Annotated in this window: 26 protein-coding genes and 1 pseudogene; 11 read left to right on the top strand and 16 right to left on the bottom strand. The window is 63.5% G+C overall.

The window, feature by feature from the left end; translation table 11 throughout:
• Nucleotides 1–18: 18 nt before the first annotated feature.
• From AOC05_RS11240 to AOC05_RS11220, 5 genes are all read right to left on the bottom strand, one after another.
• Nucleotides 19–792 (bottom strand): cyclase family protein, encoded by a 774-nt coding sequence (locus AOC05_RS11240; protein WP_062007300.1) that lies wholly within the window; start codon nucleotides 790–792, stop codon nucleotides 19–21.
• A 64-nt stretch (nucleotides 793–856) separates the two neighbouring features.
• Nucleotides 857–2,479: a phytoene desaturase family protein gene (locus tag AOC05_RS11235; RefSeq protein WP_062007299.1), complete on the bottom strand. Its 1,623-nt coding sequence runs from the start codon at nucleotides 2,477–2,479 to the stop codon at nucleotides 857–859.
• 52 nt (nucleotides 2,480–2,531) lie between these two features.
• Entirely contained in the window at nucleotides 2,532–4,289 is a 1,758-nt protein-coding gene (locus AOC05_RS11230; RefSeq protein WP_062007298.1) for a flavin reductase, read from the bottom strand.
• A gap of 47 nt (nucleotides 4,290–4,336) precedes the next feature.
• Nucleotides 4,337–5,572, bottom strand: coding sequence for a styrene monooxygenase/indole monooxygenase family protein (locus AOC05_RS11225; protein ID WP_062007297.1), 1,236 nt, complete (start codon nucleotides 5,570–5,572; stop codon nucleotides 4,337–4,339).
• Nucleotides 5,573–5,623: 51 nt separating this feature from the next.
• Nucleotides 5,624–6,421, bottom strand: coding sequence for an SDR family oxidoreductase (locus tag AOC05_RS11220; protein WP_062007296.1), 798 nt, complete (start codon nucleotides 6,419–6,421; stop codon nucleotides 5,624–5,626).
• Between the two features lie 176 nt (nucleotides 6,422–6,597).
• Between AOC05_RS11220 and AOC05_RS11215 the strand changes: the two genes are divergently transcribed.
• The gene (locus tag AOC05_RS11215) at nucleotides 6,598–7,617 is read left to right on the top strand and encodes an AraC family transcriptional regulator (RefSeq protein WP_062007295.1); all 1,020 of its coding nucleotides are present in this window, start codon (nucleotides 6,598–6,600) and stop codon (nucleotides 7,615–7,617) included.
• Between the two features lie 166 nt (nucleotides 7,618–7,783).
• On the opposite strand, the gene AOC05_RS11210 is transcribed toward AOC05_RS11215, so the two are convergent.
• Both AOC05_RS11210 and AOC05_RS18950 read right to left on the bottom strand, forming a co-directional pair.
• Nucleotides 7,784–8,212, bottom strand: coding sequence for a hypothetical protein (locus AOC05_RS11210; protein ID WP_157374969.1), 429 nt, complete (start codon nucleotides 8,210–8,212; stop codon nucleotides 7,784–7,786).
• Nucleotides 8,178–9,032, bottom strand: a complete 855-nt coding sequence (locus AOC05_RS18950) for a hypothetical protein (protein ID WP_197277822.1) — start codon at nucleotides 9,030–9,032, stop codon at nucleotides 8,178–8,180. Before AOC05_RS18950 ends, AOC05_RS11210 begins: the two co-directional genes overlap by 35 nt.
• Nucleotides 9,033–9,155: 123 nt before the next feature.
• Here AOC05_RS18950 and AOC05_RS20155 point away from each other — a divergent pair, with 123 nt between their 5' ends.
• The 4 genes from AOC05_RS20155 (at nucleotide 9,156) to AOC05_RS11185 (ending at nucleotide 11,312) form a co-directional block, all read left to right on the top strand.
• The gene (locus AOC05_RS20155) at nucleotides 9,156–9,449 is read left to right on the top strand and encodes an Lrp/AsnC family transcriptional regulator (RefSeq protein WP_231687101.1); all 294 of its coding nucleotides are present in this window, start codon (nucleotides 9,156–9,158) and stop codon (nucleotides 9,447–9,449) included.
• Nucleotides 9,376–9,621, top strand: coding sequence for an Lrp/AsnC ligand binding domain-containing protein (locus AOC05_RS20150; RefSeq protein ID WP_230085320.1), 246 nt, complete (start codon nucleotides 9,376–9,378; stop codon nucleotides 9,619–9,621). The genes AOC05_RS20155 and AOC05_RS20150 overlap by 74 nt, the downstream gene beginning before the upstream one ends.
• Nucleotides 9,622–9,966: 345 nt before the next feature.
• Entirely contained in the window at nucleotides 9,967–10,425 is a 459-nt protein-coding gene (locus AOC05_RS11190) for an acyl-CoA thioesterase (RefSeq protein ID WP_062007291.1), read from the top strand.
• Nucleotides 10,422–11,312, top strand: coding sequence for a PaaX family transcriptional regulator C-terminal domain-containing protein (locus tag AOC05_RS11185; RefSeq protein ID WP_062007290.1), 891 nt, complete (start codon nucleotides 10,422–10,424; stop codon nucleotides 11,310–11,312). Before AOC05_RS11190 ends, AOC05_RS11185 begins: the two co-directional genes overlap by 4 nt.
• Here the strand turns inward: AOC05_RS11185 and AOC05_RS11180 are convergent.
• Nucleotides 11,302–11,694 carry a RidA family protein gene (locus tag AOC05_RS11180; RefSeq protein ID WP_062007289.1) on the bottom strand — a complete coding sequence of 131 codons (393 nt, stop codon included), beginning with the start codon at nucleotides 11,692–11,694 and terminating at the stop codon, nucleotides 11,302–11,304. The two genes, AOC05_RS11185 and AOC05_RS11180, sit on opposite strands and share 11 nt — an antisense overlap.
• A 133-nt stretch (nucleotides 11,695–11,827) precedes the next feature.
• Here AOC05_RS11180 and AOC05_RS11175 point away from each other — a divergent pair, with 133 nt between their 5' ends.
• The 5 genes from AOC05_RS11175 to AOC05_RS11155 are packed head-to-tail and all read left to right on the top strand — an operon-like array spanning nucleotide 11,828 to nucleotide 18,269.
• Nucleotides 11,828–12,700 (top strand): fumarylacetoacetate hydrolase family protein, encoded by an 873-nt coding sequence (locus AOC05_RS11175; RefSeq protein ID WP_062007288.1) that lies wholly within the window; start codon nucleotides 11,828–11,830, stop codon nucleotides 12,698–12,700.
• Between the two features lie 31 nt (nucleotides 12,701–12,731).
• Entirely contained in the window at nucleotides 12,732–13,211 is a 480-nt protein-coding gene (locus tag AOC05_RS11170; RefSeq protein ID WP_062007287.1) for a cupin domain-containing protein, read from the top strand.
• Between the two features lie 4 nt (nucleotides 13,212–13,215).
• Nucleotides 13,216–14,103 carry an acyl-CoA thioesterase gene (locus AOC05_RS11165; RefSeq protein WP_062007286.1) on the top strand — a complete coding sequence of 296 codons (888 nt, stop codon included), beginning with the start codon at nucleotides 13,216–13,218 and terminating at the stop codon, nucleotides 14,101–14,103.
• A gap of 52 nt (nucleotides 14,104–14,155) precedes the next feature.
• The gene (locus AOC05_RS11160; RefSeq protein ID WP_062007285.1) at nucleotides 14,156–15,841 is read left to right on the top strand and encodes an AMP-binding protein; all 1,686 of its coding nucleotides are present in this window, start codon (nucleotides 14,156–14,158) and stop codon (nucleotides 15,839–15,841) included.
• A gap of 10 nt (nucleotides 15,842–15,851) precedes the next feature.
• On the top strand, nucleotides 15,852–18,269 hold the full coding sequence (locus AOC05_RS11155) for a bifunctional salicylyl-CoA 5-hydroxylase/oxidoreductase (RefSeq protein WP_062007284.1): 2,418 nt from the start codon (nucleotides 15,852–15,854) through the stop codon (nucleotides 18,267–18,269).
• Between the two features lie 57 nt (nucleotides 18,270–18,326).
• Here AOC05_RS11155 and AOC05_RS20815 read toward each other — a convergent pair whose 3' ends face one another.
• From AOC05_RS20815 to AOC05_RS11120, 8 genes and pseudogenes are all read right to left on the bottom strand, one after another.
• Nucleotides 18,327–18,803, bottom strand: a complete 477-nt coding sequence (locus tag AOC05_RS20815; RefSeq protein ID WP_420480396.1) for a TOBE domain-containing protein — start codon at nucleotides 18,801–18,803, stop codon at nucleotides 18,327–18,329.
• Nucleotides 18,804–18,895: 92 nt separating this feature from the next.
• Nucleotides 18,896–19,310, bottom strand: a pseudogene (locus AOC05_RS20810) (ATP-binding cassette domain-containing protein); the annotation flags it as partial.
• An 80-nt stretch (nucleotides 19,311–19,390) separates the two neighbouring features.
• Nucleotides 19,391–20,329, bottom strand: a complete 939-nt coding sequence (locus AOC05_RS11145; RefSeq protein WP_082357943.1) for an ABC transporter permease — start codon at nucleotides 20,327–20,329, stop codon at nucleotides 19,391–19,393.
• Nucleotides 20,307–21,110, bottom strand: coding sequence for a molybdate ABC transporter substrate-binding protein (gene modA / locus AOC05_RS11140; RefSeq protein WP_062007282.1), 804 nt, complete (start codon nucleotides 21,108–21,110; stop codon nucleotides 20,307–20,309). Before modA ends, AOC05_RS11145 begins: the two co-directional genes overlap by 23 nt.
• Nucleotides 21,107–21,517: a TOBE domain-containing protein gene (locus AOC05_RS11135; protein ID WP_062007281.1), complete on the bottom strand. Its 411-nt coding sequence runs from the start codon at nucleotides 21,515–21,517 to the stop codon at nucleotides 21,107–21,109. Before AOC05_RS11135 ends, modA begins: the two co-directional genes overlap by 4 nt.
• Before the next feature lie 375 nt (nucleotides 21,518–21,892).
• Nucleotides 21,893–22,903 carry an NAD-dependent epimerase/dehydratase family protein gene (locus tag AOC05_RS11130; RefSeq protein ID WP_062009667.1) on the bottom strand — a complete coding sequence of 337 codons (1,011 nt, stop codon included), beginning with the start codon at nucleotides 22,901–22,903 and terminating at the stop codon, nucleotides 21,893–21,895.
• A gap of 113 nt (nucleotides 22,904–23,016) precedes the next feature.
• Entirely contained in the window at nucleotides 23,017–23,991 is a 975-nt protein-coding gene (locus AOC05_RS11125) for an aldo/keto reductase (protein ID WP_062007280.1), read from the bottom strand.
• A gap of 2 nt (nucleotides 23,992–23,993) precedes the next feature.
• The gene (locus AOC05_RS11120; protein WP_062007279.1) at nucleotides 23,994–24,869 is read right to left on the bottom strand and encodes a helix-turn-helix transcriptional regulator; all 876 of its coding nucleotides are present in this window, start codon (nucleotides 24,867–24,869) and stop codon (nucleotides 23,994–23,996) included.
• Between the two features lie 163 nt (nucleotides 24,870–25,032).
• Between AOC05_RS11120 and AOC05_RS11115 the strand changes: the two genes are divergently transcribed.
• Nucleotides 25,033–25,884, top strand: a complete 852-nt coding sequence (locus AOC05_RS11115) for an aldo/keto reductase (protein ID WP_062007278.1) — start codon at nucleotides 25,033–25,035, stop codon at nucleotides 25,882–25,884.
• The last annotated feature ends 4 nt before the right edge of the window (nucleotides 25,885–25,888 follow it).

Raw genomic sequence — 25,888 nt, 5'->3', positions numbered from 1 at the left:
GCCATGGAGGGTCGGCCGCTACTTTTGGATCAGTGCCATGACGCGGGCAGGGGCACCCGTGCCGCCGACGATCGGCAAGGGGGCCACCACGATCATGGCGCCGTGGGTGGGCAGCTTGGCCAGGTTCTTCAGCGAGGTGATGCCGTATTTGTCGGCGCCGAGCAGGAAATAGTGAACCGGGAACGGTGGGTTCAGTGCTGCGGCATTGCCGGCGTCGATCCCCACGGTTTCCACGCCGATACCGGAGATTTCCAGTTCCTGCGCCATCCACTGTGCACATTCTGCGGTAAAGCCCGGGGTGTGCGATCCATTCTCGTCCAGATTCAGGAAGGCGTGCTGGTCGTGTCCGTATTGGTCCCATCCGGTGCGGAAGAGCAGCCAGGCGTTGGCCGGGAATGCGCCGTGTTCCTCCTGCCAGGCAACCAGGTGGGCCACATCCACCAGAAAGTCCGGGTCCGCTTCTGTTTCCTTGGTGAAATCCAGTACGACGGCGGGCCCCACCAATCGGGCAGGGTCCAGCTGGGCGACGTCCTTGCCCTCCCGACCGGAGATCCAATGGATGGGTGCATCAATGTGCGTGCCGATATGTTCGCCGGTATGGATGTTGTGGTGCTTCCAATACGGGCCCGGCTCGTTGTACGCGGAGACTTCCTCCAGGCTGAAATCAATCAGGTTGGAGAAGGGTTCCGGCAACACCAGCGTGGGGGTTTGCGCTGACAGGGGTGCTGTCAAGTCAACGACCTCCACCGTTCCGGATGCCAGGGCTGCGAGGGCTGCATGGACAGGACTCATTGAATCTCCTTATTTGTGATGTGTGACAAACTAGGCAGTATCTCCTTACCCAAAAGATACCTGCTCACGTGCTGGATTTTTGGTGGCGCCGTTTTTTGCTTCGGCGGATGAGTTGTTGGGCCGCTAAATGTCCGGATCCGCCGCCGAGCCCGGGGCCTGGATGCGTGGCTGCGCCAATATGCCACAGCCCTTTTATTGGCGAACGGCCTTTGCCCAGCTGCGGCAGCGGACGCCACAACAGGTTTTGGTACAGCTCAGCCGAGCCGCCGTACGGGTCTCCTCCCACTGCATTGCGGTTCGATTGACTCAATTCGCGGGGGCTGATCGCCTTGATTCCTAGCACCAACTGCCCCAGGCCCGGGGCGTACTGCTCGATCTGCCCCAGCACCCGTTGGGTGAATGCGGTGACAAGTTTTTCATCCCAGCCGTCACTGATATCCAATGCGCCAGCTGCATCCCCGACGGGTTCGAAGGGAAGTTCCTGAAGTTGCAGCCACAGTGTTGCCTTGCCGGCCGGTGCACGCGAAGGATCCAACACGCATTGCTGGCCGATGACAATGGTGGGGTTGGCCGGAAGCAGGCCCGCTTCAGCTTGGGCGCAGGCGATCGCCGTCGAATTGGAGCCAGTGGAAAGATGAATCAACGGTGTTTGGGCGAGCCGTTCATCAATCCAGGGGACCGGCGCATCGAGCGCCACGTGGATTTGCATGGCGGCGCGGCCCGGCTGGTATTCACGGGCTTGGTCTCTGCTCCGGGGCGGGACTGCGGCCGCATCCAGCAATTCATTGTAGAGCTGCGGCACCGACACTGAGGCCAGAATACCGTGGCTGGCCTCAAACGTTCCGGACGCCGTTTTTACCGCCGCCGCCCGGCCGTCCCTGACGAGGATCGAATCAGCCTTGGCGCCCGTGTGGATTCTCACCCCATTTTCTCGCAGCAGAGATTCAAAGGCAGCGATGAACCCGCTTGCCCCGCCCTTAACAATGGGCAAACCGAATTGGTGCATGCTTGCCGCCATCACCGGGAGCATCACCGCGCCGCTGACCTGGTCGGGGCCCAGCCCGGCATGCAAGAGCCAAGGCGCCCACAGCTGGTCCACCTCGGTGCCAACAAAGCGGCTGCGGGTCAAGTTCCGCCCGCTCATCATTCCCTGACGCACCAGCGCCTGAACCTTGGTTAATCCCATGCGGAGGGCCTTGAATCCAAGTTTTGCCGCGTTCGGCAGGTCCATCTCGCTGCCCATGAACCCAAAAATGACAGGTGCTTGCGCGCCAAATTCCTGGAGCATCACCGCATAAGCTTCCCGGTCTGCCGCGTGTTCAAAGGCTTGGGCAGTTTCCACAGGGTCGCGTAGGGCCAATACCACACTGGTTTTTCCCTTGGTATCTGATCCCACGCTGCCGCACACCCATGGTGTGCCCGCATCGTCGGTATTTAGATAGCGCAAACCGTGGCGGTGCAGCTCTGGCCCGAGTTCGGCGTAGGCCGCACCGGCCATGAACAGCGGGTGCCAGGAGGAAAACGTGTCATGGATGAACCCAGGTACCGTCAGCTTGCCCGAATCGATAAACCCGCCAAGCCTGTCCTTTTCCTCCAAAAGGGTTACGGTTGCCCCCGATCGTGCCAACTCGGCGGCTGCCACGAGGGAATTGATTCCCGATCCAATCACCACGTAATCGCTTTCCATGTTCTCTCCTCGTCAGGGGCATATCAGGGGCTTTTCTGGGTTGGCTAGGCACTTAGCTGAAATCGGGGTGTAAAGCTGTGCGGTGGTAGGCGCCAGCGTGGAATACCAGGGGGTCGCCCTCTGTCCGCGTGTATTTTTCCACCTCGCCCACGTAGATCACATGATCGCCTGCCTGGTGCCTGGCCACAGTGCGGCACTGGAAGGTGGCAACGGCACCGGTCAGCAAAGGTACCCCGGCGACCCCCTCCACAGTATCCACCCCGGCGAACTTGTCTTCCGCCGGGGTGGCGAATTGACGTGAGAGTACGTGCTGGGAGGATTCGAGCACATTGATGGCAAAGTGCGTGGAGGCTTCGAAATCATCCAGTGACGGGGCAAACTTGCTGGGGCACCAGAGCACCAGCGGCGGATCCATGGACACTGAGGTAAAAGAGTTGGCGGTCATGCCAACCTTGTGTCCCTGCGGGGTGCGGGTCGTTACCACCGTAACGCCCGTGGCGAATTGGCCCAGTGTGGAACGGAAGTCACGGAGGTCAAAGATTGCGCTTTCCTCCGCAACGGCGCGCTCCATGAATGCTTGAGCTTCCTCCGGTTCAAACCACCAGGGGAACAAGGTGCGCGGATCGTCAAAACCGTTGGTCAACGCTGTTGCGAGCGCGTCGTGGTGTTGGGCCTTGGCCAGCACTTTCAGCTGCCAGTCTTTGCGTTCGCGCAGCATGGAGTTGGTCCATACCGTGGAGAACTGGCCCCAGCCACGCCAGAATTCGTCGAAGGTCCGCAGCATCCACTGCTCGTCGAAGACCTCCTCGCCATGGGCATCGATGGCGCGGGCGTAGTGGTCGGCGGCCAGGGTTGCGTTATTAGATCCCTGTCCCGTGAGCGAGTCGTTGAGCATGATCGCGTCCCCCAGCCCCATGATGATCCGGCCTCCTGGCAGGGTCCCCACGGCCGAGCGGACCACCGGGTTGATGCGTCCGCGTAACGCTGCGCCTGGATCATTCAGTACGGAGCCGGCGAAGCGTGGGTATTCGTGGGGGAAGTGTTCGCGCAGTATACCCAACGAGGTTTCAAGGTGCTCGTCCGGGGTGTTGACGCTATCCCAGCAGTCCATGGGTCCACCGGGAAGCCCTTCGAAGACCATCATCTGGCAGGGGCCTTGGGTGCTGAGTCCGGGGAAGGTGAAGAACTCGCCTACCCCCGGCACCATGTTCATGCGAATGTGCCGAGAGTCTGTCTCCTCGCTGGTGCCGTGGGCTGGCACCACATAGGTGACTGCCACTGCCCGCTGAGGCCGGTCGAACGGGGACTTTGCGCGGTCTGTGGCAAAGATCTGCCCCAGTTCGCCTTTCCCGGTCCCCACTACCACCAGGTCAAAGAGTGCGGCGACTTCCTCAAGACGGCGCACCGAGAGCTTTTCAATACGGAAGTCGCCTCCGCGGGTGATGAAGGTTTCAACCCAATGAGCTGACTTGACGCGTTGGTCCACCGAGAGGGCGGGGCGGTCCAGGGTTCCCTGCCAGTCGATGGCTTCGCGGCCGGAATCCCCTGCGTTCCCGGAGATGTTGCCCCCGGAGATGTTCAGGTGCAATCCGACGATGCCCAGCTCCTGGGTGTTTGCCTCAGGGATGTCCAGCGGCTGCTGGACTCGAAGCGCAGAGGAAAAGACGCATTGGCTGGAGGTGATCGATCCGCTGCGAATCTGCTGGGCGGAACGGTCGGAGAACAAGGTGACGTTGTGCCCTGAACGTTGCAGTGCGAGGGCAAGCTGGGCGCCAGATTCTCCGGCCCCGACGATGGCGATGGTACGCATTGAATGCTCCAGATGGGTGTGAAGGGGGAGGCAAGCGTTTGACGGAATTAGCGCGCTGCTTGGAAAGAGTCAAGATAACCGGTTGCGGCCTCCGGGCTCATGAACCACTGCGTAAAGTCCGGCGGGTAGTTGAATCCGTTGGCGAAACGCTTAGCGATCTGCGTGTTTTCCTGTGCGGCACCCAGGACTTGCAGTGCGTGCGGGGGCGGCGGAGCCAGCATCGCATTGGTCCAATCCGCAACGTGCCGGGCGTACTGCCAGTAGCTTTCAAACAAGCCTTGCTTGAAAGTGTCGTCAAAGGCGCCGTCGCCGTGTTCCAGGATGCCTGAGAGGTAGGCGGCCGCGCACTTTGCGGCGTTGTTGGAACCTTGCCCGGTGATCGGATCGTTGAGGACTACGACGTCGGCCATGCCCAGCACCGTCTTGCCGGAGGGCAGGGTGGCCAGCGGGTGCCGGACGGTTGGTGGGAAGCGTCCCTGCAGGATGCCGTTGGGGTCGGTGAGTTCAACTTCTGTGCAGCGGTCGGCCTCCCATGGTAGGTAGGTGCGCAGGATACGTTGCGAATTTTCCAGGTGCTCCTGCGGGCTCAAACCCTTCCACGAGTCCATGTCGGAGCCTGGCAGCCCTTCAAAAACCATGATTTCGCAGGGACCGGTCACGGTTAGCGCCGGGAAAACAAAGTACTCACCGACTCCGGGGATCAGGTTGAAGTTCACTGCCGAATATTCCGGGCGCGGCTTCATTCCGTTCACATAGCTCAGGGCCAGGGCACGCTGCGGTGCCGCATAGTGGCTGCGTTCGGCGTCGCGTTCAAAGAGGCCCGCGATCTCTCCCTTGCCGGCGGCCACAATGACCAAGTCGCTGGCACTCGCATACCGTTCAAGGTCCTCGACGCCGGCCTCCTCAATGACCAGCTTGCCCCCGCGGGCCTCGAACACCTCCATCAATGCCGGGAACTTTACTCGCTGGTCTATGGACTGTGCCGGGGCGTCGAGCCTGTGCGACCAGCTCATTGCTTTGACGCACGGCGCCTCTGGTGGGGCGACCGTAAAGGAGATACCTTCCACCGGCGGTGCATCGGGCCACAGGTCGATGCCGAGCGCGCGTTCGTGGCCCAGGGCTTGGTCAAACATGCACTGGCTGGAGGCGATGGAACCGTCGCGGATTTGATCCGGGGTTCGGTTCGAAATAAGCGTGACGCTGTATCCGGCGTCGAGCAGGCCGATTCCGAGCTGGAGGCCGGACTGCCCGGCACCGACGATGGTGATGGTTCGTGAATTCATGGTTTTTGTTCCTTAGTCCTAATGCGTGTGCTTGTGAGAAGGGAGGAAAAACTAGTGCGTTGCCGGAGCCGCCAGCAGTTCAATTGCGGGTTCGTTGCGTTCGGGGCCAAGAGCCGAGTAGCCGCCGTCGACCGCCCAATCGGCGCCGGTCACAAAGGAGGCCTGGTCCGAGAGCAGGAAAGCCACCACATTGCCCACTTCCTCGGGACGCCCCACACGGCCCAGCAAATGGAAAGGTGCGGCCACGGCGTCGGTCTTGGCCAGGTCCCCACCGCTGAGCGTGTCCATGATCTTGGACCAGGTCCATCCGGGGCTGACCGAGTTCACTCGGATGCCGTCACCGGCCAGGTCTGCGGCCATGGAACGGGTCACCTGTACCAGGGTTGCCTTGCTGGCGGGGTAGAGCCAGCGTCCGGTTTGGGAAACGCTGCTTGAAATTGAGGTGAAGTTGACCACCGCACCGTGACCGGAGGCGGCCAGGAGGGGGCGGGCCAAGCGGGTCAGCATGACGGCACTGACCACGTTGATGTTTAGTGCTGTCAGCCAGTCTGCCCTGCCGGATCCGATCCCCTCGTCAAGGTAGCTGCAAGCCAGGTTCACCAGGCCGTCCAGCCGCCCGTGTGTGTCGCCGATGTGGGCGATGAGGGATTCCAGCCCTGCGTCGTCGGTGATGTCCAGCGCATGGAATTCAACGCCGGGGTGCTGGGCCGCCAGCTCCGCGCCGCCCTCAGTATCGATGTCCGCGACGATAACCTTGGCCCCGGACGCCAGGAGTGACTGGGCAACACCGGCGCCCACTTTGGTTGCGCCTCCTGTGAGCAGGACAACGCGGTCCTGGAGTGGTTTCATGAGATTCCTTCCGACACAATAAGGTGTGATCCATGTCATAATGAATGACCTGAAGAGAAATCTATCTGCACCACCGGCCCGTAACTATCCGCTTCGCGCAGGTCTCATCCAATTCGCGCAGGCCGACGGCGCCCGTCGGCAAGCCCCATCCCCGGTAACTACCAAGGAGCGTTCACATGCTGATCCAGCAGCTAGCTGCTCCTGATGCCAGCAGCGTCCTTGACGGGTTGCCGACGCTCAGAACGCGGGATCCGGGTGAGGCACAGGAGCGGGTGAGTGAGCTTTTCTGTCGGCACGAATTGCGGCCGCTTTCGGCCCGGGGCTCGGTGAAGTTGAATCTGCGCTCAACCGGCGAGGGTTTCGGTGTGCATCTGCTGGATTACGGGGCCGCGGTCCGCATAGAACCAGATGCATTGAAAACGTTCTTTATGGTTCAGGTGCCACTTTCGGGCAGGGCCCGGCTGTGCAGCCCGAATTCTACTGTTGACTCGACCCCGGCCCTTGCCTCCATCCCGCCCATCGACCAGGATTTCTCCATGGTGTGGGAGGCGGGAACTCCCCAATTGATCGTTACTGTGCCCAGGGAAGCCTTGGGCAACGCGGCCACTGCGCTGTTCGGGGCGACGCTTGATGCGCCGTTGCAGTTGGCCGACAGTATGAATGTGGCTGCGCCAGAGGGGAAACTATTCATCCGCTCAGTCTTCGACTATCACGATCTACTCAACGTACCGGAGAATGCACCGACGCCTTATGTACGTCGGCTCCATGAAGAGATGGTCCTTGCCCGGTGGCTTTTGGCAGTGAAATCCAATTTCACCACCGCACTGGGACAGGAGTGCACTGCACCGCAGGGACCGCACCCCTCGGCCTTGGTTGCCGATTTTCAGGATCTCCTCCTTACCCACTGTGGAGAGGATCTCAGCGTGGGAGACCTGGCTGAGGCCTTGGGTGTTTCGGTGCGTACGCTTCAGGCAGCGCTTGCCAGGGAACTCGGCAGCACTCCCTCCCATATGCTCCGTGAGGCACGGGTGCGCAGGGCCCATCAAATGTTGAGCGCGGGGGACTCCCGGATTGACAGCGTGACTGATATTGCCCAACGCTGCGGTTTTGGACATTTGGGGCGGTTTGCCCAGGCCTATCGGCAGCAATTCGGGTTCTCGCCCTCACAGACCCTGCGCGGTCCGGGGCCGGTCTAATGCTGAACCGTTTGGTGGCATCTGTTCACGAAAGGCCGGTTGTTGGGGACGATTTTCTGACCCACGGTTATAGGGAAGACTGGGGTCACGTTGACGTTGGCTTCGTGTCCAATAGCGATCCAGATTCCGGCGACCAGCAGCCAGCTCACGTTCAGGCTCGAAATGCCTAAACCTGTTTCGCTGGAACTTCTTCCGATGATACGGCGGCCTCGACAGGGGGAGTGGTGGTGCAACTTCGTTTCAAGATGTAGTAGATGACAACAACCACAGCCACAAACGGGACACCAAAGATCAAGGTCATTTGAAACGCGTCGATGAAGAGTGTGGTAACGAGCAGGGCAATCATCATGACGGCCCCGATGACGGATGCCATCGGGTAGAACCGCAGTTTGTAGCTCAATGCCGTGCCGTCGCGCTTCGTAGCCTTGCGGAACGCCAAGTGGGTCAAGAAGATCATGAACCAGGTGGCCATGGCGCCGAACATGGAAAGGGCCATCATGAAGGTGAAGCCTGATTCCAGGTTCAGCACGTAGACGCAGGTGGCTACGGCTATGCCGGCGCTACACAGCAGGAGAGCGTTTGACGAGTGAGCCATTCTTGCGGATGGTTGCCACAGCGCTGCTCGACAAGGCGGATGAAAAGGTCGGTGAGCGCCAGGGACTTTGCGCGTACGGCGGTAAAGTCGGCGTCCAGGGTGACATCCAGGCCGGCTTCAACCATTGCGAGGGAGGTGATGGGCTGGGTTCCGCACAGGAAGCGGTTGATGTTGTTGGCCGGGGCATAGGCGTCAGCCATGTCGAACGGCTTGGCGTGCGACCACCAGCCGGCAAGAGACTGCCAAAACCGTTCCTGGTGGCGGGCATTGACCCAGATGAATGCCGGTGAGCCGTGACCGCGGACATGTCCCACATGGCGCCGGTGCGATAGTTGACATGCGAGAGCGCCAGAACTGCTGTCGAGCTGTCCAGAGCAGCATCCAGTGGCAATTCTTCATCGATCAGAGGCACCTCGTACCGGACACCCGTTTCCGCTGCAACCGAGTTGAGGAAATCGGTGACGCCCTCTGCGAGGTAAATGTCAGTCGGGAAGATATCGCGCTCGGTGACGATGACTACCGTCTCACCGTCGCGCCCGCCAATGAGCTTGGCCAACTTGTCGCCAAGACGTCTCGGCAACTCAAACCAGCCTGCCGTGTTCCAACTGCGGATCAGTCCTTCGCCCCACTCTTCGGCGATGAGCTGCTGTGCACGTTCCACGGCGCCCACCGGGCGCGCTCCGAGAGAGTTGCCGTCAAGGTAGATAACCCCTTCGGGCAAGATGAAACGGTTCCGAAACGGTGCCAGCGAATCCGCGGCGTCGACCCCAGTGCATGCGTCACGGGTGATGAGGTCCAAGGGATGGGCGGTGGTGGTCACTAAGGTCTTCTGAATTACTGAAAGCTGCGCGCTAACTTGGCTGACAAGCCGTGTCTCAGCTCACGGACTAGAATATGCATCAGCCCGCCGTCATCGAATCCAATTCACTTGGATGAGGCGGATATGGTAATCCTGCGAGAGCTCTCGCAGGATGCGCGCACCCCCAACAATTTGTTGGCCCGCCGAACCGGGCTGGCACCCTCCACGTGCCTGAACCGGGTTCGCGCATTGCGCGAAGCTGGCATCATTCGCGGTTTCCATGCAGATATTGACCTAGGCAGCCTGGGCTTTGTACATCTTCGCGTTGATTTCCATCGACGTCCATGGGTAGGCCCGCCAGAACATGCTCGAGCTGGCCCGGGAGTTGCGGGATCTGCCGCAAACGCTCAATGTGTTTGTCCTGGGCGGAGAGCATGAGACGCTCCTCCACGTCGCGTGCGCCAACAACGCCGAGCTGCGGGATTTCGTCGCAGCCAATCTAGGCAGTAATAAGGCGTTCGTCAGCACCCAGACAACACTCATCTTTGAGCACATGCAACCCGTCTCCCGCCTGCAGACGATGTCGGGAAGGCCCGATGGCGCCCGATGAACGAGATTCGCCCACGCGGCGCCGGATGGGTCCGGACTTAATCCAATCCGTGGTGAACCCTGCCCGGGCCAGCCCATCAGCACATGTCATGCATCGTTTCAGGAGCGATGGGGTGGCGTCTTTATCCTGGCCAACAACAACGACGCGGTCGGTTTGGCAACTGTCGGGAGGCTTGCTGACAGTACGGAGGATCAGGGACGGCCATGATGATGAGCCAACACTTCACCAAAGCTACACATCCCTTACAGCTGCAGTGTCCATCCACGTGCACGCCGGCACACTCGCCACGCGGCTGTCCTCCCGCTTTGCCGACGAACGGCATCAAGCCGACATAGACTTGACTGTATGCGCGAACACCACTCTGAAGCGGGCCCGGCTACGCCATGGGCGGGGGCTTCCGCGGCCGTTGTGGAGCACACGGTCGAATGGGTCGACACCGATGCATCGGGGCATCAACACAATTCCACGATCATCCGCTGGGTTGAATCGGCGGAAGCGGAACTGTTTCGTCAGCTGGCCCTTCCTGACTACTTTCCGTCCGCGCCGCGCGTGCACCAATCCGTCAACTTCCGGGCCAAGCTGTGGTTTGGCCAAGGCGTCATCACGACGATCTGGGTGCAGGCGCTTGGCTCCACATCCGTGACCTTCGGCTTCGAAGTCCATGCCCGGCCCATAGGTCAGCGGCCCGGCGGGATCGCCGCCGATGGCAAGGTGGTCGCAGCACATGTCCCCGCCGGTGGGGACGTTTCGGTGCCCTGGCCCGAGCGCTTCCGTTCCGCAATCACGGCGGCGAATCCTCGTTGAGCGCGAAGGAGTCGGCGATCCGGCACCATCAACTGATCATCACCATCTACGGCCTCTATTGCCGGGGAGCCGGGCAGGCAATGCCGGTTTCAGTGCTCATCGACATGCTCGGGGATTTGGGCTATGACCACTCGGGGGTGCGCTCTGCAGTGTCACGCTTGAAGGCCAAAGGGGTGTTAAGGAGTGTGAAGGACGGCAACGTCGCCAAGTATGAATTGTCCTCGATGGTGGCCGAGCTATTCCTGGAAGGCGACGAACGGATCTTCTCCGCTGAACCAACGAACGCCGCCCGCGGCTGGGTACTGGCCATCTTTTCCGTTCCCGAAGCACTGCGCAATCGCCGCCATCAACTGCGTACTGTCTTGTCCGGGTTCGGTTTTGGGTCGATAACCTCGGGAGTGTGGGTGGCGCCGGCGTCCGCGCTGGAGCGGACAAAAGAGCGGCTCCGGGCCCTGGAACTTGACCAGTTCGTCGACTTCTTTGAAGGTGAGCACGTGGCCAACGGCGACTTGCCCGCCAAAGTTGCCCAATGGTGGCACCTGGCCTCACTGGATGAGCAATTTGCCGAGTTCCTGGCCTTGTATGCAGACGACGTGGTGAAATGGACGGCCAAGGTTGGCGCCGATCCGGAACGTGTACTTGCCGAGTCAACGGCTGAGCTGAGGCGGGACGCGTTCCGCTGCTACATCCCAATGCTGACCAATTGGCGCCGGTTTCCCTACAAGGATCCCGGCCTCGCCCCAGAATATCTGCCCAAAGACTGGAAAGGGCAGGCGGCCCGGGCCACCTTCCTGGAAGCCCACCGGTTGCTCGCGCCCCTTGCCGCGGCCCACGCCCGGGCGCTGATGACCAAAGCCCGGGCCCTCCCGTCCGGTTTTATTGGATGACGGCAACCCCCTGAATTTCGATCAGGGCCTCCTTTTGCCACAACCGGCTCACGCCGATTCCCGCCATCGCCGGATACTCCGACCCGGCCATTTCACGCCAGAGTCGGCCAATTTCACTCCCGTTGGCCAGGTAGTCGTCCACATCCGTTAGGTAGATGGTCACGCTGACCAAGTCATTTGGGCGGCCGCCGGCCTCGGCCAGAGTTGCTAGGACGTTGCCAAAGGCCTGCTTGAACTGGGCCACAATGCCCCCCGGGACAATCTGCATGTCCGCATCCAGTGCCGTTTGCCCTCCCAGATAGACGGTGCTCCCCGCCAGGATCCCGTGGGCGTATCCCTTGGGCTTGGGCAGGCTGGACGGGTTGATCGTCATGTTTGGCATGGTGGTTCCTTCTGTTCGGTGCGGAAAGAAATTCGTCAAAAAATCCTGTGACACAACTCTCAAACGATGCTACATTGAGCTTATGCGACGGTCGTAAAAAAGTCGACATACTCTTTTTGAAAGGACAGCCTCCATGAAACTTGCCACCTTGCGAACCAGGGAACAGGGTACGACGGCGGCACTTGCTCGGGGCTTGGAAGGTTACCTGCCCCTGCCGGCACGCAACGTTGGGGAGTTACTGGCCCGAAGTGGCTGGAAAGAGCTCGTGGCAACGGCACTCGCCCAAGCGACGGCAGGCGAGGGGGCCGGCGTCGTCCCCGCCCACCAGGCGAATCTGGCGCCGCTGCTGCCCACAGCCGGCAAGGTGATTTGCTGCGGCCTTAACTACGCGGACCACATCCAAGAGATGGGCCGCGAACTGCCCGAATACCCCACGTTGTTCGCCAAATATGCCGACACGCTCATTGGCGCGTCGGACACCATCAAGGTGCACGGCAGCGAACGGGTCGACTGGGAAGCCGAGCTCGCTGTCGTGGTCGGGGCACGGCTAACCCGGGCCGGGGAGGACGAGGCCGAAGCGGGCATTGCCGGTTACGCCGTGGCCAACGACGTCTCCATGCGGGACTGGCAAAACCGCACCCTGCAGTGGTTCCAGGGCAAGGCCTTCGACGAGACCACTCCACTGGGCCCGGTCATGGTCACAGCGGACGAGTTCCCGGCGGGCCACGGCTTCGCGGTCAGTGGCCGCGTCAACGGCGAGCTTGTCCAGTACGGTAACACCGCCACGCTGGTCTTTGGCCCGGCCAAGCTGTTGTCCTACATCTCCCAGTTCACCACCCTGCGCCCGGGCGATGTGGTCTTGACTGGCACGCCCGGGGGAGTGGGCATGGGTATGAACCCGCCGCGCTTCCTCAAAGATGGCGACGTACTAAGTACCGAAATAGACGGGATCGGCCGGTTGGAAAACAGGGTCCGGATCCACCAGGGCGCCAACGCCGCCCGCTAAGCACACGACAAACCCAATAGGAGTGAAAATCATGAGCGAAACCATTACGTACCGCACCGAGGGCGACAACTCCATTTACGCGAACGCCGAAGGCGCCGTGGTGCCCGTCGTGACCCGCGCCGGCGAAGAGGACACCAACACGGCCCAGTCCGGCGACTGCGTCCGTGTCTCCGGCGTCTCCATCCAGCACACACCAGCCACGAAGATCTGGTTCGGGCAGGTATCCAACACCCCCGGCTACCGCTCGCTGCCGCACCACCACGGCGAGGCAGAGACCGGCGGTTACGTGCTGCGGGGCCACGGCCGCATCTACTTTGGCGAGAACTACTGTGATTTCCTGGACATGAAAACCGGCGACTGGGTGTTCGTCCCGCCGTTCATGCCGCACGTTGAGGCGAACATGTCCGTCACCGAGGACCTGGTCTGGCTCACCGCCCGCACACCGGAAAACCTGGTCATCAACCTCGAGGACGTCCCGGACGAAACCCTCGCCGACTACCGGAGGGCATGAGCCCATGCACCGCGAATCCACGATCATCGAGGCCGGCACCTCGGAAACGTTCCTGAAGGCCATCGAGCTTACCCCGGTGGACCCACAAATCCATGACCTGGCGTTCGAAGCCGTCACCCAATATGTGCCGTGGCCCAAGTCCTACGGCGGCGACATGGTGGCCCAGGCCGCGGCCGCCATGATGCAATCGGTGGGTGCGGACCGCGCGCTGCACTCCATGCACAGCTACTTCATGCGCCCTGTCGACATCGGCGCCGTCGTGCGCTACGAAGTGGAGATCCTGCGCGACGGGCGCGGCTACTCCACCCGTAGTGTTCGCGGCCACCAGAACGGGAAAACTGTATTTGCGGCCATGGGCTCCTTCCATGTCCCCGAAAGCGGTCCAGAATTCCAATCGGCCATGCCGGCCACGGTGGATCCGGAGTCTCTGCGCAGCGCGGCGCAGGTGCTCGACGGCGTCCCCGGCCCTGCCGCCGAATACTGGGCCCACGGACGCAGCTTCGACATGCGCCACATTCCCGGCCCGGTGTACATCCAGGTGGAGGGTGAAGCTGCACCGACGCAGGCGATTTGGGTGAAGGCCTTCGACCGTCTGCCGGACGGCCCCAATCTGCACCGGACCGCCCTGGCCTATGTCTGTGATTACACCATTCTCGAGCCGCTGCTGCGCGTCAACGGTCTCAACTGGTCCGCCCCCGGGCTCACCACGGCCAGCCTGGATCATTCCATCTGGTTCCACCGCGACGGCCGGGCCGACGACTGGGTGCTCTACACCCAAGAAGCAGTCTCCGGCCAGCACAACCGGGGCCTGGCCATGGGCCGGTTCTTCTCACGTGAAGGCCTCTTGCTGGCCACCGTCGCGCAAGAGGGCATGGTCCGCGGCGGTGCCTGAGCCGGCGCACCAGCCTTCCCCCTCCATTGCATTGCAAGCGAAAGGACAGGCCATGACCTTGTCGACATCGGCCCATATTGACACTTTTACTCGCGACCATCTTCCGTCGGCGGAGTCCTGGCCCATCTTTGAATTCACGTTGCCGGAACTGCAATACCCGGACCGGCTGAACGCCGCCACCGTGCTGATCGACGACGCCGTCGCCACCTTTGGTGCCGACCGTCCTGCATTGCACACCCCAGACGGCGCTACCTGGAGCTACGGCCAGTTGCTCACGCACGCCAACCAGGTGGCTCAGGTGCTTACCGAGGATTTCGGTGTGGTGCCCGGGAACCGGGTGTTGTTGCGCGGCCCGAACAACCCGTGGATCGTCGCGGCATGGTTGGGTGTGCTCAAGGCTGGCGCCGTGGTGCTCACCACCATGCCGATGCTGCGTTCGGCCGAAATCACCACGCTGATCGAGCTCACCAAGCCGTCCGTCGCCATCACCGACCACCGCTTTGTTGAGGACCTGCGCGTCGCTGCCGGGGAGGCACTGCCGTTCATGACGTACGGCGCGGACGACGACGGCGACCTCATCGCCCGCTGTGCCGGCAAGAGTGGCACGTTTGCCAACGTCGCAACGGCTGCCGACGATGTGGCCCTGTTGGGGCCAACCTCGGGGACCACTGGTGCCCCAAAGGTGACGATGCACTTCCACCGCGACATCCTTGCGAATGCGGACACCTTCGCCCGGCATCTGCTCAAGCCCACGCCCGGGGACGTCTTTGCCGGCTCGCCCCCGCTGGCGTTCACGTTTGGGCTCGGCGGGCTGGTGGTGTTCCCGCTGCGTTTCGGTGCCTCGGCGCTGCTGACCGAACGGGCCACGCCGCTGGAGCTGGCCGAGGCGGCCGCTGCCGCGAACGCCTCCATCCTGTTCACGGCGCCCACCGCCTACCGGGCCATCCTGAAGGAGGGGAGGGGGGAGCTGCTGAGCAGGCTGCGCATCGCCGTCTCCGCCGGGGAACACCTGCCCAAAGAAACCTGGCAGCACATCTTTGAGCAGACGGGGCTGAAACTGGTCAACGGGATCGGCGCCACTGAAATGCTGCACGTGTTCATTTCCGCAGCCGGGGAGGATATCCGCCCGGGCGCCACCGGGGTGGCCGTGCCCGGCTACCGGGCCACCATCCTGGATGAAAACGGCATGGAGGCGGGGCCGAACGAGCCCGGCCGGCTGGCCGTGATCGGCCCCACCGGCTGCCGCTACCTCGATGACCCGAGGCAGGCCAACTATGTCCACGACGGCTGGAACGTCACCGGCGACACCTTCTTGAGGGACGACGACGGCTACTTCGTGTATCAGGCCCGCTCCGATAACATGATCGTCTCCTCCGGCTACAACATTGGCGCCCCAGAGGTCGAAGCGGCCATCAACGAACACCCCGACGTGGTGGAGAACGCCGTGGTCGCCCGCCCGGACGAGGAACGCGGCTCCGTCGTGTGCGCCTTCGTCGTCCTGCGTGACGGGGTTGCTGGCGATGCCGCCAAGCGCAAGGAACTTCAGGACTTCGTCAAGGCAAGCATCGCGCCTTACAAATATCCCCGCGAGGTACGATTCGTGACCGAGCTGCCCCACAACCCCAGCGGCAAACTCCAGCACTTCCGCCTTCGAGAGGCGATCGCCCAAGAATACGGCACCCCCGCGCCTGATTCCGCAACACCAGCCCTGACGCCCGCCACCACTACCTCCCGATAGGAACCACACCATGAAGATCGCAATTGTTGGCGGGGGCCCCGGAGGCCTGTACTTCGCGGCACTGATGAAGCAGCTGGACCCCTCCCACCAGATCACCCTGTGGGAACGCAATGCCGCCTCCGACACCTTCGGTTTCGGCGTCGTCTTCTCCGATGAAACACTCGGCGGGATCGGCAACGCCGACCCCGTGGTGGCCGACTATATGAGCCGCCGGTTCGCCCGCTGGTCCGACATCGACATCCACTTCAAAGACCAGGTGAACACCATTGGTGGGCAGGGCTTTGCCGCCATGAGTCGCAAGGAATTGCTGGAACTGCTCCAGCGCCGCTGCGCCGAACTGGGCGTGGACGTCCGGTTCAGCACCATGGCACCGCCTGTGGAGGTACTGGAAGCCAACTACGACCTGGTGCTTGCCTCCGACGGCATCAACTCCCAGATCCGCGCCAAGTACGCGGAGACTTTCCACCCGAACCTGGACCCGCGATCCAACAAATTCATGTGGCTGGGCACCGACCAGGTGTTTGAGGCGTTCAAGTTCTTCGTCAAGGAAACCGAATGGGGCGTGATGCAGATCCACGGCTACCCCTATTCTGATGAAGGGTCCACCTTCATTGTCGAAATGTCCCCGGAGGTCTGGCAGGCGGCCGGCTTTGACGAGACTGCCAACGACGTCTTCGCCCCCGGTGTTTCCGATGAAAAGGCGGTGGCAAAAATCCGAGCCATCTTCGCCGACGAGCTTGGGGGGCATCAGGTCCTGACCAACAATTCAAAGTGGCTGAATTTCACCACTGTCCGCAACGAAAACTGGCGGCGCGGCAATGTGGTGCTGCTGGGCGACGCGGCCCACACCGCCCACTTCTCGATCGGTTCCGGCACCAAGCTGGCCATGGAGGACGCCCTGTCCCTGGCCGCCTGCCTCCACGAATACGGTGACCTAGGGCAGGCCCTGGCAGCGTACGAGGCCGAGCGCCGTCCCGTCGTTGAATCGACCCAGCGCGCTGCCCAGGCTTCCTTGGAATGGTTTGAGAACATCGGCCAGTACAAGGACCAGGACCCGACCCAGTTCTGCTTCAATCTGCTCACCCGCAGCCGCCGCATCACCTATGACAACCTGAAACTGCGTGACCCCGATTTTGCCCACCACGTGGACGCGGGCTTCGCCTCCTCCCAGGGGCTGGCCCAGGTGGCCCCGGCCATGTTCCAGCCATTCCGGATCGGGGCACTGGAGCTGAAGAACCGCATTGTTGTCTCACCGATGGACATGTATTCGGCGGTCGACGGCATACCCGGCAGCTTCCACCTGGTCCATCTAGGGAGCAAGGCCATGGGCGGGGCGGGACTGGTCATGACGGAAATGGTGTGCGTCTCCGCCGAGGGCCGCATCACCCCCGGATGTAGCGGCCTGTACACCGAAGCCCAGCGCGAAAGTTGGTCGGAGATTGTGGACTTTGTCCACACCCAATCAACTGCCAAGATCGGCGCCCAGATTGGCCACTCCGGCCGCAAGGGTTCCACCAAGCTCATGTGGGAAGGCATCGACGAGCCGCTGGCCGACGGAAACTGGGAAGTCGCCGGCCCGTCCGCCGTCGCCTACGGCCCGGGCAATCAGCTTCCACGGGAAATTAGCCGTGCCGAAATGGACGAGGTGCGTGAAGAGTTCGTTGCCGCCGCACACCGAGCCGACGCGGCCGGATTCGATCTCCTCGAAGTGCATGCCGCCCATGGCTACCTGCTCTCCGCGTTCCTTTCGCCGCTGGCCAACAAGCGCTCGGACGAATTCGGCGGCAGCTTGGAGAACCGCCTCCGCTACCCCTTGGAGGTGTTCGCCGCCGTCCGCGCAGCCTGGCCCGCGCACAAGCCCCTGACCGTGCGGATCTCCGCCACAGATTGGTGCGAGGGCGGGAACATGATTGACGACGCCGTTGAGATAGCCCGCGCGTTCGTGAGCCGCGGGGCCGCCGGAATCGACGTCTCCACCGGTCAGGTCAGCAAGGAAGAAAAGCCAGCGTACGGGCGCAGCTACCAAACTCCTTTCGCGGACAGGATCCGCCAGGAAGTCGGCGTCCCCGCCGGTGCAGCAGTGATCGCGGTCGGTGCCATTTCCTCCTACGACGACGTCAACTCGATCCTGCTGGCAGGGCGCGCTGACCTCGTTGCCCTGGGCAGGGCGCACCTCTACGACCCCCAGTGGACACTCCATGCCGCTGCCGAACAGGAATTCAGGGGCGACTCAGCGGCGTGGGTACAGCCCTTCCAAGCTGGCAACCGCAGGCCACCAAGTGCCCGTACTGACGCAGTGCGTCCGCGGTTGTCATTGCTGAAGGAACCGGAATCCGAAGGGGTGGATGCGCACCTTCGTTGGAAGCCAGTACCGGTTTCCGTGCCGGCCATGGTGGAAGTCAGTGCAGAGTCATCGGTGTTTGGATAGTGCAGAAGCGTTGGCGAAAACACGGTGTTTGGTGATGCAGCGTCTGGGGGTGGGAGCTCAGCTGGCCGGGTAGATCACCACTTCCGCGGCCTTCACCACGAAGAACGCGTGCGAACCCGGCAGCAGCTTCAAATCCGCGGTGGCTGCGGGGGAGATGTCGGCGGCCAGGCGTCCGGCCCGCACACGGATGTGGTCCCCGTGCGGCTCCAACTCGGTCACGGTCACGGCGAAGCAGTTGCGCGGGCTGCCCTGGGGTGGCGCCAGGAACACTGACACGGCCGACGGCGGGAACGCGGCCAGCCCGTCCGGCCCAGCCGCGCCGGGGGGAAGCTCAGCCGAGGCGACAGCCAAGCGCCCGGCGACAGGACCGGCGTCGTCCGTCAGGACCGAGGCTCCGCGCAAGGTTCCCGTCAGCACGTTCAACCCGGCCAGCGAGGCAGCAAAGGTGCTGCGGGGGTGGCTGAGCACAGACGCCGTGGGACCGGACTCCACGATCCGGCCATGCTCCACGACCACGATCCGGTCCGCGAGCATGAGCGCGTCCAGGACGTCGTGGGTGACGATGATGGCGCTGCGGCCGGCCAGGACACGTTTGAGCAGGCTGCGCAGGAACGGGGCGGTGTTCACGTCCAGGGCGGCCATGGGCTCATCGAGCAGGAGCAATTCCGGGTCCGTGGCGAGCGCGCGGGCCAGGGCGACCCGTTGGGCCTGCCCGCCGGACAGCTGGGCAGGCTTGCGGCCAGCGAGTTCAAGCGCATCAACCTCGCGTAGCCAGTGTCGGGACGTCTCGGCGGCCGCCGCCTTGGTGGCGCCGCGGCTGCGTGGTCCGAACGCCACGTTGTCCAGCACGCTCAGGTGCGGGAACAGCAGCGGTTCCTGCGCCAGGGTCCCAACCCCGCGTTCGTGCGGTGGCAGCCACACCCCGCCGGCACCCGAGCGGAACAGGGCCCGCCCGCCCAAGAGAGCGTGGCCGGCGTCGGGCCTCACCAACCCGGAGAGGGACTGGAGCACGGAGGACTTGCCGGCGCCGTTGGGCCCCATGAGGGCTACGGTTTCGGCGGCGCCCACGCTCAGGGCCACGTCAAGGTCGCGGGCGGTGATGGCGGCACTGAGCTCCAAGGTCATGATGTGCCCGCCTGCTGCGGCTCGGGCCTGCGTGGATCGGGCCTGCGTGGCTCCAGCTTGCGTGGCTCGAGCTTGTCCAGACTTGTGCGCAGCGGCGACCGCGGGCTCCTATAGGCCAATGCCACCACTACCAGGGCGATGGCGATCAGCAGGAAGGACAGTGCGACGGCGGCGTCGGGATCGGTCTCGCGCTGCAGGTAGATCTCCAGTGGCAAGGTGCGCGTGACGCCCTGCAGGCTCCCGGCAAAGGTCAAGGTGGCACCAAACTCGCCCAGGCTCCGGGCAAACGCCAGTACGGCACCGGAGACTAGGCCCGGCAGTACCAGCGGCAGCGTGATCCGCCGCAGCACCGTCGAGGGCCGGGCGCCGAGGGTTGCCGCCACGGCCTCATACTTTTGCCCGGCGGTGCGCAGCGAACCCTCCAGGCTGAGCACCATAAATGGCAGGGCCACGAACGCCTGCGCCATGACAACGGCCGTGGTGGAAAAGGCGATGTCGATGCCCAACAGGTTCAGCTGGCGCCCGATCAGACCCTCACGGCCAAAAGTGTAGAGCAGAGCCAGCCCGCCCACCACGGGCGGCACCACCAGGGGCAGCAGGATTAGCGCCCGCAGAATGCGTTGCCCGGCAAATTGCGCCCGCGCCAGCACCAACGCCAGCGGCACGCCCACCAGGATGCACAGCGCCGTGCTGGCAGTGGCAGTTTTTAGGCTTAGGAGCAGGGCATCCAAGGACGACTCGGAGGTAATCAGTGCGCTGAACTGCCCCCAGTTGACCTTGGCCACCATTCCGCACAGCGGCAGCAAGATGAACAGGGCACCCACCGCGGCGACTGCGAAGACCCAGCGCGGGACAGCCTGGAACTGCCACGGTTCGGCCACCCTGGAGCGTAGCCCGGCGCGCCCGCTCAATTTAAGGGGCGCCAAATCCGGCATCCACAAGCACCTTCTGGCCCTCCTTGGAGGTCACCAGCGCGATAAACGCCCGGGCCGTCTCCTGCTGACTGGAACTGCCGACGGTGGCGATCGGGTACTCGTTGATGGTGGGCTTGGTCAGCTCAAGGGGGATCGCTTTGACCTTCGCCCCTGCAGACTTGGCGTCCGTGACGTAGACGAGACCGGCGTCGGCCTCCCCGGAAGTGACTTTCCCGAGCACGCTGGTGACGGAGAGCTCCTCGCTGACGGGGGTGAGGTTCAGGCCCGCAGTGGCGGCGTCGGCCTTGGCTGCCGCTCCGCAGGGGACTTGGGCGGCGCACACCACCAACTTGATGCCCGGCTTGGCGGCGTCGGCAAAGGAGGTGATGCTGGCGGGGTTTTTGGCCGGCACCACCAGGGTCAGGATGTTCGTGGCAAAGTTCGTGGGGGTCCCGGCCACCAGCTTGGCGTCGCTGAGCTTTTTCATGTTGTTGGTGTCGGCTGAGGCGAACACGTCGGCGGGCGCCCCCTGGGTGATTTGGGTGACTAACGTCGAGGAGCCGTCAAAGTTCAGCGAGACTTTGACCTTGGGGTGCGCGGCCTCGAACTGGGATGCGAGGGTGGTGAACGTTTGCTTCAGGGACGCCGCGGCAAACACGGTCAGCGTCCCGGAGAGTTCGGGGGCCTGTGACGCCGACTGGCTGGGTGCTGCTGCGGGCGCGGTGCTGGAGCAAGAGGCCAGGGTTGCGGCGAGCAAGAGGGCTGCTGCCAGGGCGCCGGCTCTTGTGAAGGAGATGCTCATGCGCCTTTTCCGCCGTTCGGGATTTCGATGATGACGTTCGTTGACTTGACGACGGCGGTGGCCACGGAACCGGGCTCCAACTTCAGCTCTCGCACCGCTTCACTGCTCATCAAGGAAACCACCCGGAACGGGCCGCACTGCAGTTCCACCTGCGCCATGACCTTGTCCATGATGACGTTGGTAACGAGCCCCACAAAGCGGTTACGGGCGGAACTCTCCACACCCGCGGGATCCTGCGGCAGCGCGGACTGCGCCTTGGACAGCGCCGCAAGTTCAATCCCGTCGATGACCAGCTTCCCCTGCTGGTCCTTCTGGCCGTTGAGCGTGCCGTTATCCAGCCAACGCCGCACGGTATCGTCACTGACGCCCAGGAACCGGGCCGCCTCGGAAACGCGAATAAGTGTCATAAAGGGAGTCTATATCCTCATGTACGTAATATGAGTGATCTTTGATCCGCAAATGCATGTCCGTCGCCAGGGTCGGGACAGCCGGCTAAAGTGCGGCCAGCCGATCCGAGAGCGCCATGTATTCCGGGTTCACCACCGGAGCACACATCACCACCCTAGAGTTCAAGCTGGCAACGGAGCGTACCTCAGTTGTACAGTTCACGTGACTTCCCAGCGTGCCAGCTCCCCTTACCTGCGCATTGGATGCGATGGTGCTCCAATGCCGGGTGGCCTGTTGGGATGGACCGTTGAGGGGGCAGATCGCCACCCCGAACCGCGGGGGTGATCTGCCCCCTCAACGGGTCTCGACGGGGGAGCCGGGGGTGATCTGCCCCCTCAACGGAGGGCGGCCAGCCGATCCGAGAGCGCCATGTATTCCGGGTTCACCACGCGCGCCTCCGGATGCCCAATATGCCAGGTCATGATGGCCCGGGCGCCCGCTGCGAAGCGGATGCGGGTGCCAAATTCAGGCACCAGGGACTTGATCCTGGTGTTGTCGAAGATGACGGAGTGGGCTTTGTCGCCCAGCAGCCCCGGGCCGAACTCGGGGACGTGGGCGGCGATGGTGTCGCTGGCCACGTGCACCAGAAGCGGCTCGGGAACGCCGGCGGCTGCCGCGACGCTGCGGTACACGGCGTCCCACGGCAGGACGTCCTCGGAGGTGATGGTGAAGGCCTCGCCGGCAACGGGGAGCCCGAACAACCCCACGAACCCCACCGCGAAGTCGGCTGTGTGCGTCAGCGTCCACAGGGAAGTTCCGTCCCCGTGCACCACCACCGGCAGCCCGGCACGCATGCGGTGCACGTCGGTCCAGCCAAAAAGCAGCGGCAGCCGGGTGTGGTCATAGGTGTGTGAGGGCCGCACCACCGTGACAGGGAACCCGGCATCCCGGTAGGCGGCGAAGAAGACCTCCTCGCAGGCGATCTTCTCGCGCGAGTAGTGCCAGAACGGGTTTCGCAGCGGCGTTGATTCGGTGATGGGCAGCCGCACTGGCGGTTTCTGATAGGCCGAGGCGGAGCTGATGAAAAGGTACTGCCCACACCGGCCCCGGAAGGTCTTCACTGCCGCGCGTGCGTGCTCCGGCAGGAAGGTCACAAAGTCGGCCACCACGTCAAAGGTCCGGGCGCCCAGCACGGCGTCGACGGCGGCACCGTCCCTGATGTCGGCCACCAGTGTTTCGACACCGGCCGGAACCGGACGCACCGAGCTCGCAGCCCGGTTGAGCACGGTAACGGCGTAGCCCAGCGCCACTGCCCGGGCCACGGAGGCGGCGCTGATGATGCCTGTGCCGCCAATGAACAACACCCGTGGCCCCGGCAACGGGGAGGCTCCCGGCGCTGACAGCAAACCGGTAGGCCCATAGAGGGCTGGTCCCCAATGAGACTGCTTGCCCCGTTCCGGCATGCCCGCGGAGCCGGGCCGCATGTGCAGGCCAAGTTCGACGTCGTCACTGTTGCCGCTCACCAGGCGTAGTCCTCCGGAGCAGTCTTGGGGCCGGGGAAGATCTGATCGAGCCGGGCCAGGGCGGCCGCGTCGAGCGAAACCTCCAGGGCGCGCAGTCCGGCCTCCAGCTGGGCGCTGGTGCGCGGGCCGATGATGGGTGCGGTGACGGCCGGCTGGTGCAACAGCCACGCCAGTGCCACATCCCCGGATGCGTGGCCAAGCTCGGCGGCAAAGGCCTCAAACGCGGCGATCGCGTCATGGTGCCCGGCCAGCGCGGCGGCTGCGCGCCCCTCGAGCCGGCGCACGCCGCCGTCGTCCTGCTTTTTCAACACCCCGCCCAACAGGCCACCGTGCAGTGGCGACCAGGGGAGCAGCCCCAGCCCGTAGTGCTGCGCGGCCGGGATAACCTCGCGCTCCACGCTGCGTTGCATGAGGTTGTAGATGGACTGCTCACTGACCAGTCCGGTGACCGGGCGGCGGGCCGCGGCCTCCTGCGCGGCGGCGATGTGCCAGCCTGCGAAGTTGGAGCTGCCCGCATACAGGATCTTGCCCTGCGCGATGGCAACGTCCATGGCCTGCCAGATCTCATCCCACGGAGTGTTCCGGTCCACATGGTGGAATTGGTACAGGTCGATGTGGTCCGTTTGCAGGCGCTTCAGGCTCGCATCCAGGGCCTTGCGGATGTTCAGGGCCGAGAGCTTTGAATCGTTGGGCCAGTCGCTCATATTGCCGTAGACCTTGGTGGCCAGCACTGTCCGCTCGCGCCGCCCGCCTCCCTGAGCAATCCAGCGCCCCACTATCTCCTCGGTCCAGCCGCGGTGTTCGGGACCGCCGTAAACGTTGGCTGTGTCAAAGAAGTTCAGCCCGGCGTCGTGCGCCTGGTCCATGATCGTGTGTGCGTCGTCTTCCTCGGTGTGGGGCCCAAAGTTCATGGTGCCCAGGCACAGCTTGGACACGGACAGGCCGCTGCGGCCCAAATGTGTGTACAACATTCTCAGTTGGTTCCTTCGGATGAGTTGGAAACGTGGTGTGAGGCGGGGACATGCCCGGCCCAGGAGGAAAGCAGGGTCAGGGCATCCAGGGACGGTGAACCATTCTTGGCCGTGTATATTCGTAGGCTTTGCTCGGGGTCATCCGGGAGCAGCAGGTGCTCAAAATCGACTTCCACGTCCCCCACCACCCCATGGTGCAAGAACAGTGTGCCGGAGGATTTTCGGGCCACGGTGTGCCGCGCCCACCACTGGCGGAATTCCTCGCTGTTGACGGCGAGCTCGCCCACCAGGGCCGTTGCGGCGGGGTCGCCCGGATGCCTGCCGATGTCCGCGCGCAGGGTGGCCACCGCGTCGGCGGCGGCCCCGTGCCAGTCCCGAAACAAGGCGCGGGCGGCCGGGTCCAGCATGATCCAGCGCGTGTAGTTGCGTTGTTCACGGGCTAGCGTGGGGAAGTCGGCAAAGAGCAGCCGGGCCATGCGGTTGCTGGCCAGAACGTCCGTCCTTCTGCCCAGGACGACGGCGGGCACCTCGCCCACGGCCTCCAGCAACTGGTACATGGCGGGGCGCACCCGCTGGACTTCCGGCGGGTTGGTGGCCTGACCGCCACAGTTTTCCAGGAGGTCCAACATGTGGGCTGATTCGGCGTCGCTCAATTGCAGGGCGCGGGCCACCGAGGTCAGCACGGAGCGGGAGGGGTGGATGTTACGGCCCTGCTCCAGCCGTGTGTAGTAGTCGATGGAGACGTCGGCCAGCCGGGCCACTTCCTCCCGGCGCAGGCCCGGCACCCGCCGGTTGCCGCGTAGCGCAACGTCCGGATCGGGCTGCAGCCGAGACCGCATGGCCGAGAGGAACCTGCCGAATTCAATGCTTTGACCCATGCCCCCATTCTGCCCCTGTACGGCGGTGGCGGCCAGTACCAGCGTAGGACTGCTGGTCCTAGGATCGTTGCGCACTCTCCGTGGGTATCCGCGGGCGCGTTGCGGGCCTAGGCTGGATATGACACCGCCCTCACGGCGGATGTAATGAAAGGAATGGGTTTTCATGACTGAGCAAACAACCGCCACGGGCGCTGTTCCGGAACTTACGTTGAACAACGGGGTCACCATCCCACAACTCGGGTTCGGTGTCTTCCAGATCCCGCCGGAAGAAACTCGAGTGGCCGTTGCCCAGGCTCTGGCCGCCGGCTACCGCCACATCGACACAGCGGCCGCGTACCGCAACGAATCCGGCGTCGGGGCGGCCATCGCCGAATCCGGAATGACCCGCGAAGACATTTTCATCACCACCAAGTTGCGTAACGGCGACCAGGGCAGCCCCCGCGAAGCCTTCGAGGCCAGCCGCACCGCGCTGGGCGTGGACTGGATTGACCTGTATCTGATCCATTGGCCGGTGCCGTCACAGGGACTGTTCACCCAGGCGTGGAAGGAACTTGAGTCCCTCTACGCGCAGGGCCGCATCCGGGCCATCGGGGTCTCCAACTTCCTTCCAGAGCATCTCGATGAGTTACTGGCCACCTCCACCGTGGTCCCGGCCGTGAATCAGATCGAGGCGCACCCGACCTTCGCACAGGCGGGGTTGGCCGAGAAGAGCCGGCGCCATGGCATTGCCGTGGAAGCGTACAGTCCGCTAGGTCAGGGCAGGGACCTTGAGAATGAGGTGGTTGCAGAGTTGGCGGCAGCGTACGGGGCCACCCCCGCGCAGGTGGTGCTCGCCTGGCACCTGGGTCTGGGCAACATCGTCATCCCCAAGACGGTGTCGCCGGAGCGCATGCGAGAGAACCTGGCGGCGTCCACAATCAAGCTCAGCAATGCCGACCTGGCACGGATCTCCGCCCTGGAAACCGGCACGCGCATCGGTGCCGACCCGGCCGTGGCCGCGTTCACGCAGCTATAAAAAG

This window comes from Arthrobacter alpinus (assembly GCF_001294625.1).
Taxonomy (GTDB): domain Bacteria; phylum Actinomycetota; class Actinomycetes; order Actinomycetales; family Micrococcaceae; genus Specibacter; species Specibacter alpinus_A.
The sequence above is the reverse complement of the archived record's forward strand: the minus strand, read 5'-3'. Positions and strand labels throughout refer to the sequence as shown.

Excerpts from the sequence above, each read along its gene's own strand:
- AOC05_RS11240 (WP_062007300.1), bottom strand. The coding sequence starts at position 792 with ATGAGTCCTGTCCATGCAGCCCTCGCAGCCCTGGCATCCGGAACGGTG.
- AOC05_RS11235 (WP_062007299.1), bottom strand. The coding sequence starts at position 2,479 with ATGGAAAGCGATTACGTGGTGATTGGATCGGGAATCAATTCCCTCGTG.
- AOC05_RS11230 (WP_062007298.1), bottom strand. The coding sequence starts at position 4,289 with ATGCGTACCATCGCCATCGTCGGGGCCGGAGAATCTGGCGCCCAGCTT.
- AOC05_RS11225 (WP_062007297.1), bottom strand. The coding sequence starts at position 5,572 with ATGAATTCACGAACCATCACCATCGTCGGTGCCGGGCAGTCCGGCCTC.
- AOC05_RS11220 (WP_062007296.1), bottom strand. The coding sequence starts at position 6,421 with ATGAAACCACTCCAGGACCGCGTTGTCCTGCTCACAGGAGGCGCAACC.
- AOC05_RS11215 (WP_062007295.1), top strand. The coding sequence starts at position 6,598 with ATGCTGATCCAGCAGCTAGCTGCTCCTGATGCCAGCAGCGTCCTTGAC.
- AOC05_RS11210 (WP_157374969.1), bottom strand. The coding sequence starts at position 8,212 with ATGGCTCACTCGTCAAACGCTCTCCTGCTGTGTAGCGCCGGCATAGCC.
- AOC05_RS20155 (WP_231687101.1), top strand. The coding sequence starts at position 9,156 with ATGGTAATCCTGCGAGAGCTCTCGCAGGATGCGCGCACCCCCAACAAT.
- AOC05_RS20150 (WP_230085320.1), top strand. The coding sequence starts at position 9,376 with ATGCTCGAGCTGGCCCGGGAGTTGCGGGATCTGCCGCAAACGCTCAAT.
- AOC05_RS11190 (WP_062007291.1), top strand. The coding sequence starts at position 9,967 with ATGCGCGAACACCACTCTGAAGCGGGCCCGGCTACGCCATGGGCGGGG.
- AOC05_RS11180 (WP_062007289.1), bottom strand. The coding sequence starts at position 11,694 with ATGCCAAACATGACGATCAACCCGTCCAGCCTGCCCAAGCCCAAGGGA.
- AOC05_RS11175 (WP_062007288.1), top strand. The coding sequence starts at position 11,828 with ATGAAACTTGCCACCTTGCGAACCAGGGAACAGGGTACGACGGCGGCA.
- AOC05_RS11170 (WP_062007287.1), top strand. The coding sequence starts at position 12,732 with ATGAGCGAAACCATTACGTACCGCACCGAGGGCGACAACTCCATTTAC.
- AOC05_RS11165 (WP_062007286.1), top strand. The coding sequence starts at position 13,216 with ATGCACCGCGAATCCACGATCATCGAGGCCGGCACCTCGGAAACGTTC.
- AOC05_RS11160 (WP_062007285.1), top strand. The coding sequence starts at position 14,156 with ATGACCTTGTCGACATCGGCCCATATTGACACTTTTACTCGCGACCAT.
- AOC05_RS11155 (WP_062007284.1), top strand. The coding sequence starts at position 15,852 with ATGAAGATCGCAATTGTTGGCGGGGGCCCCGGAGGCCTGTACTTCGCG.
- AOC05_RS20815 (WP_420480396.1), bottom strand. The coding sequence starts at position 18,803 with ATGCTCGCGGACCGGATCGTGGTCGTGGAGCATGGCCGGATCGTGGAG.
- AOC05_RS11145 (WP_082357943.1), bottom strand. The coding sequence starts at position 20,329 with ATGCCGGATTTGGCGCCCCTTAAATTGAGCGGGCGCGCCGGGCTACGC.
- modA (WP_062007282.1), bottom strand. The coding sequence starts at position 21,110 with ATGAGCATCTCCTTCACAAGAGCCGGCGCCCTGGCAGCAGCCCTCTTG.
- AOC05_RS11135 (WP_062007281.1), bottom strand. The coding sequence starts at position 21,517 with ATGACACTTATTCGCGTTTCCGAGGCGGCCCGGTTCCTGGGCGTCAGT.
- AOC05_RS11125 (WP_062007280.1), bottom strand. The coding sequence starts at position 23,991 with ATGTTGTACACACATTTGGGCCGCAGCGGCCTGTCCGTGTCCAAGCTG.
- AOC05_RS11120 (WP_062007279.1), bottom strand. The coding sequence starts at position 24,869 with ATGGGTCAAAGCATTGAATTCGGCAGGTTCCTCTCGGCCATGCGGTCT.
- AOC05_RS11115 (WP_062007278.1), top strand. The coding sequence starts at position 25,033 with ATGACTGAGCAAACAACCGCCACGGGCGCTGTTCCGGAACTTACGTTG.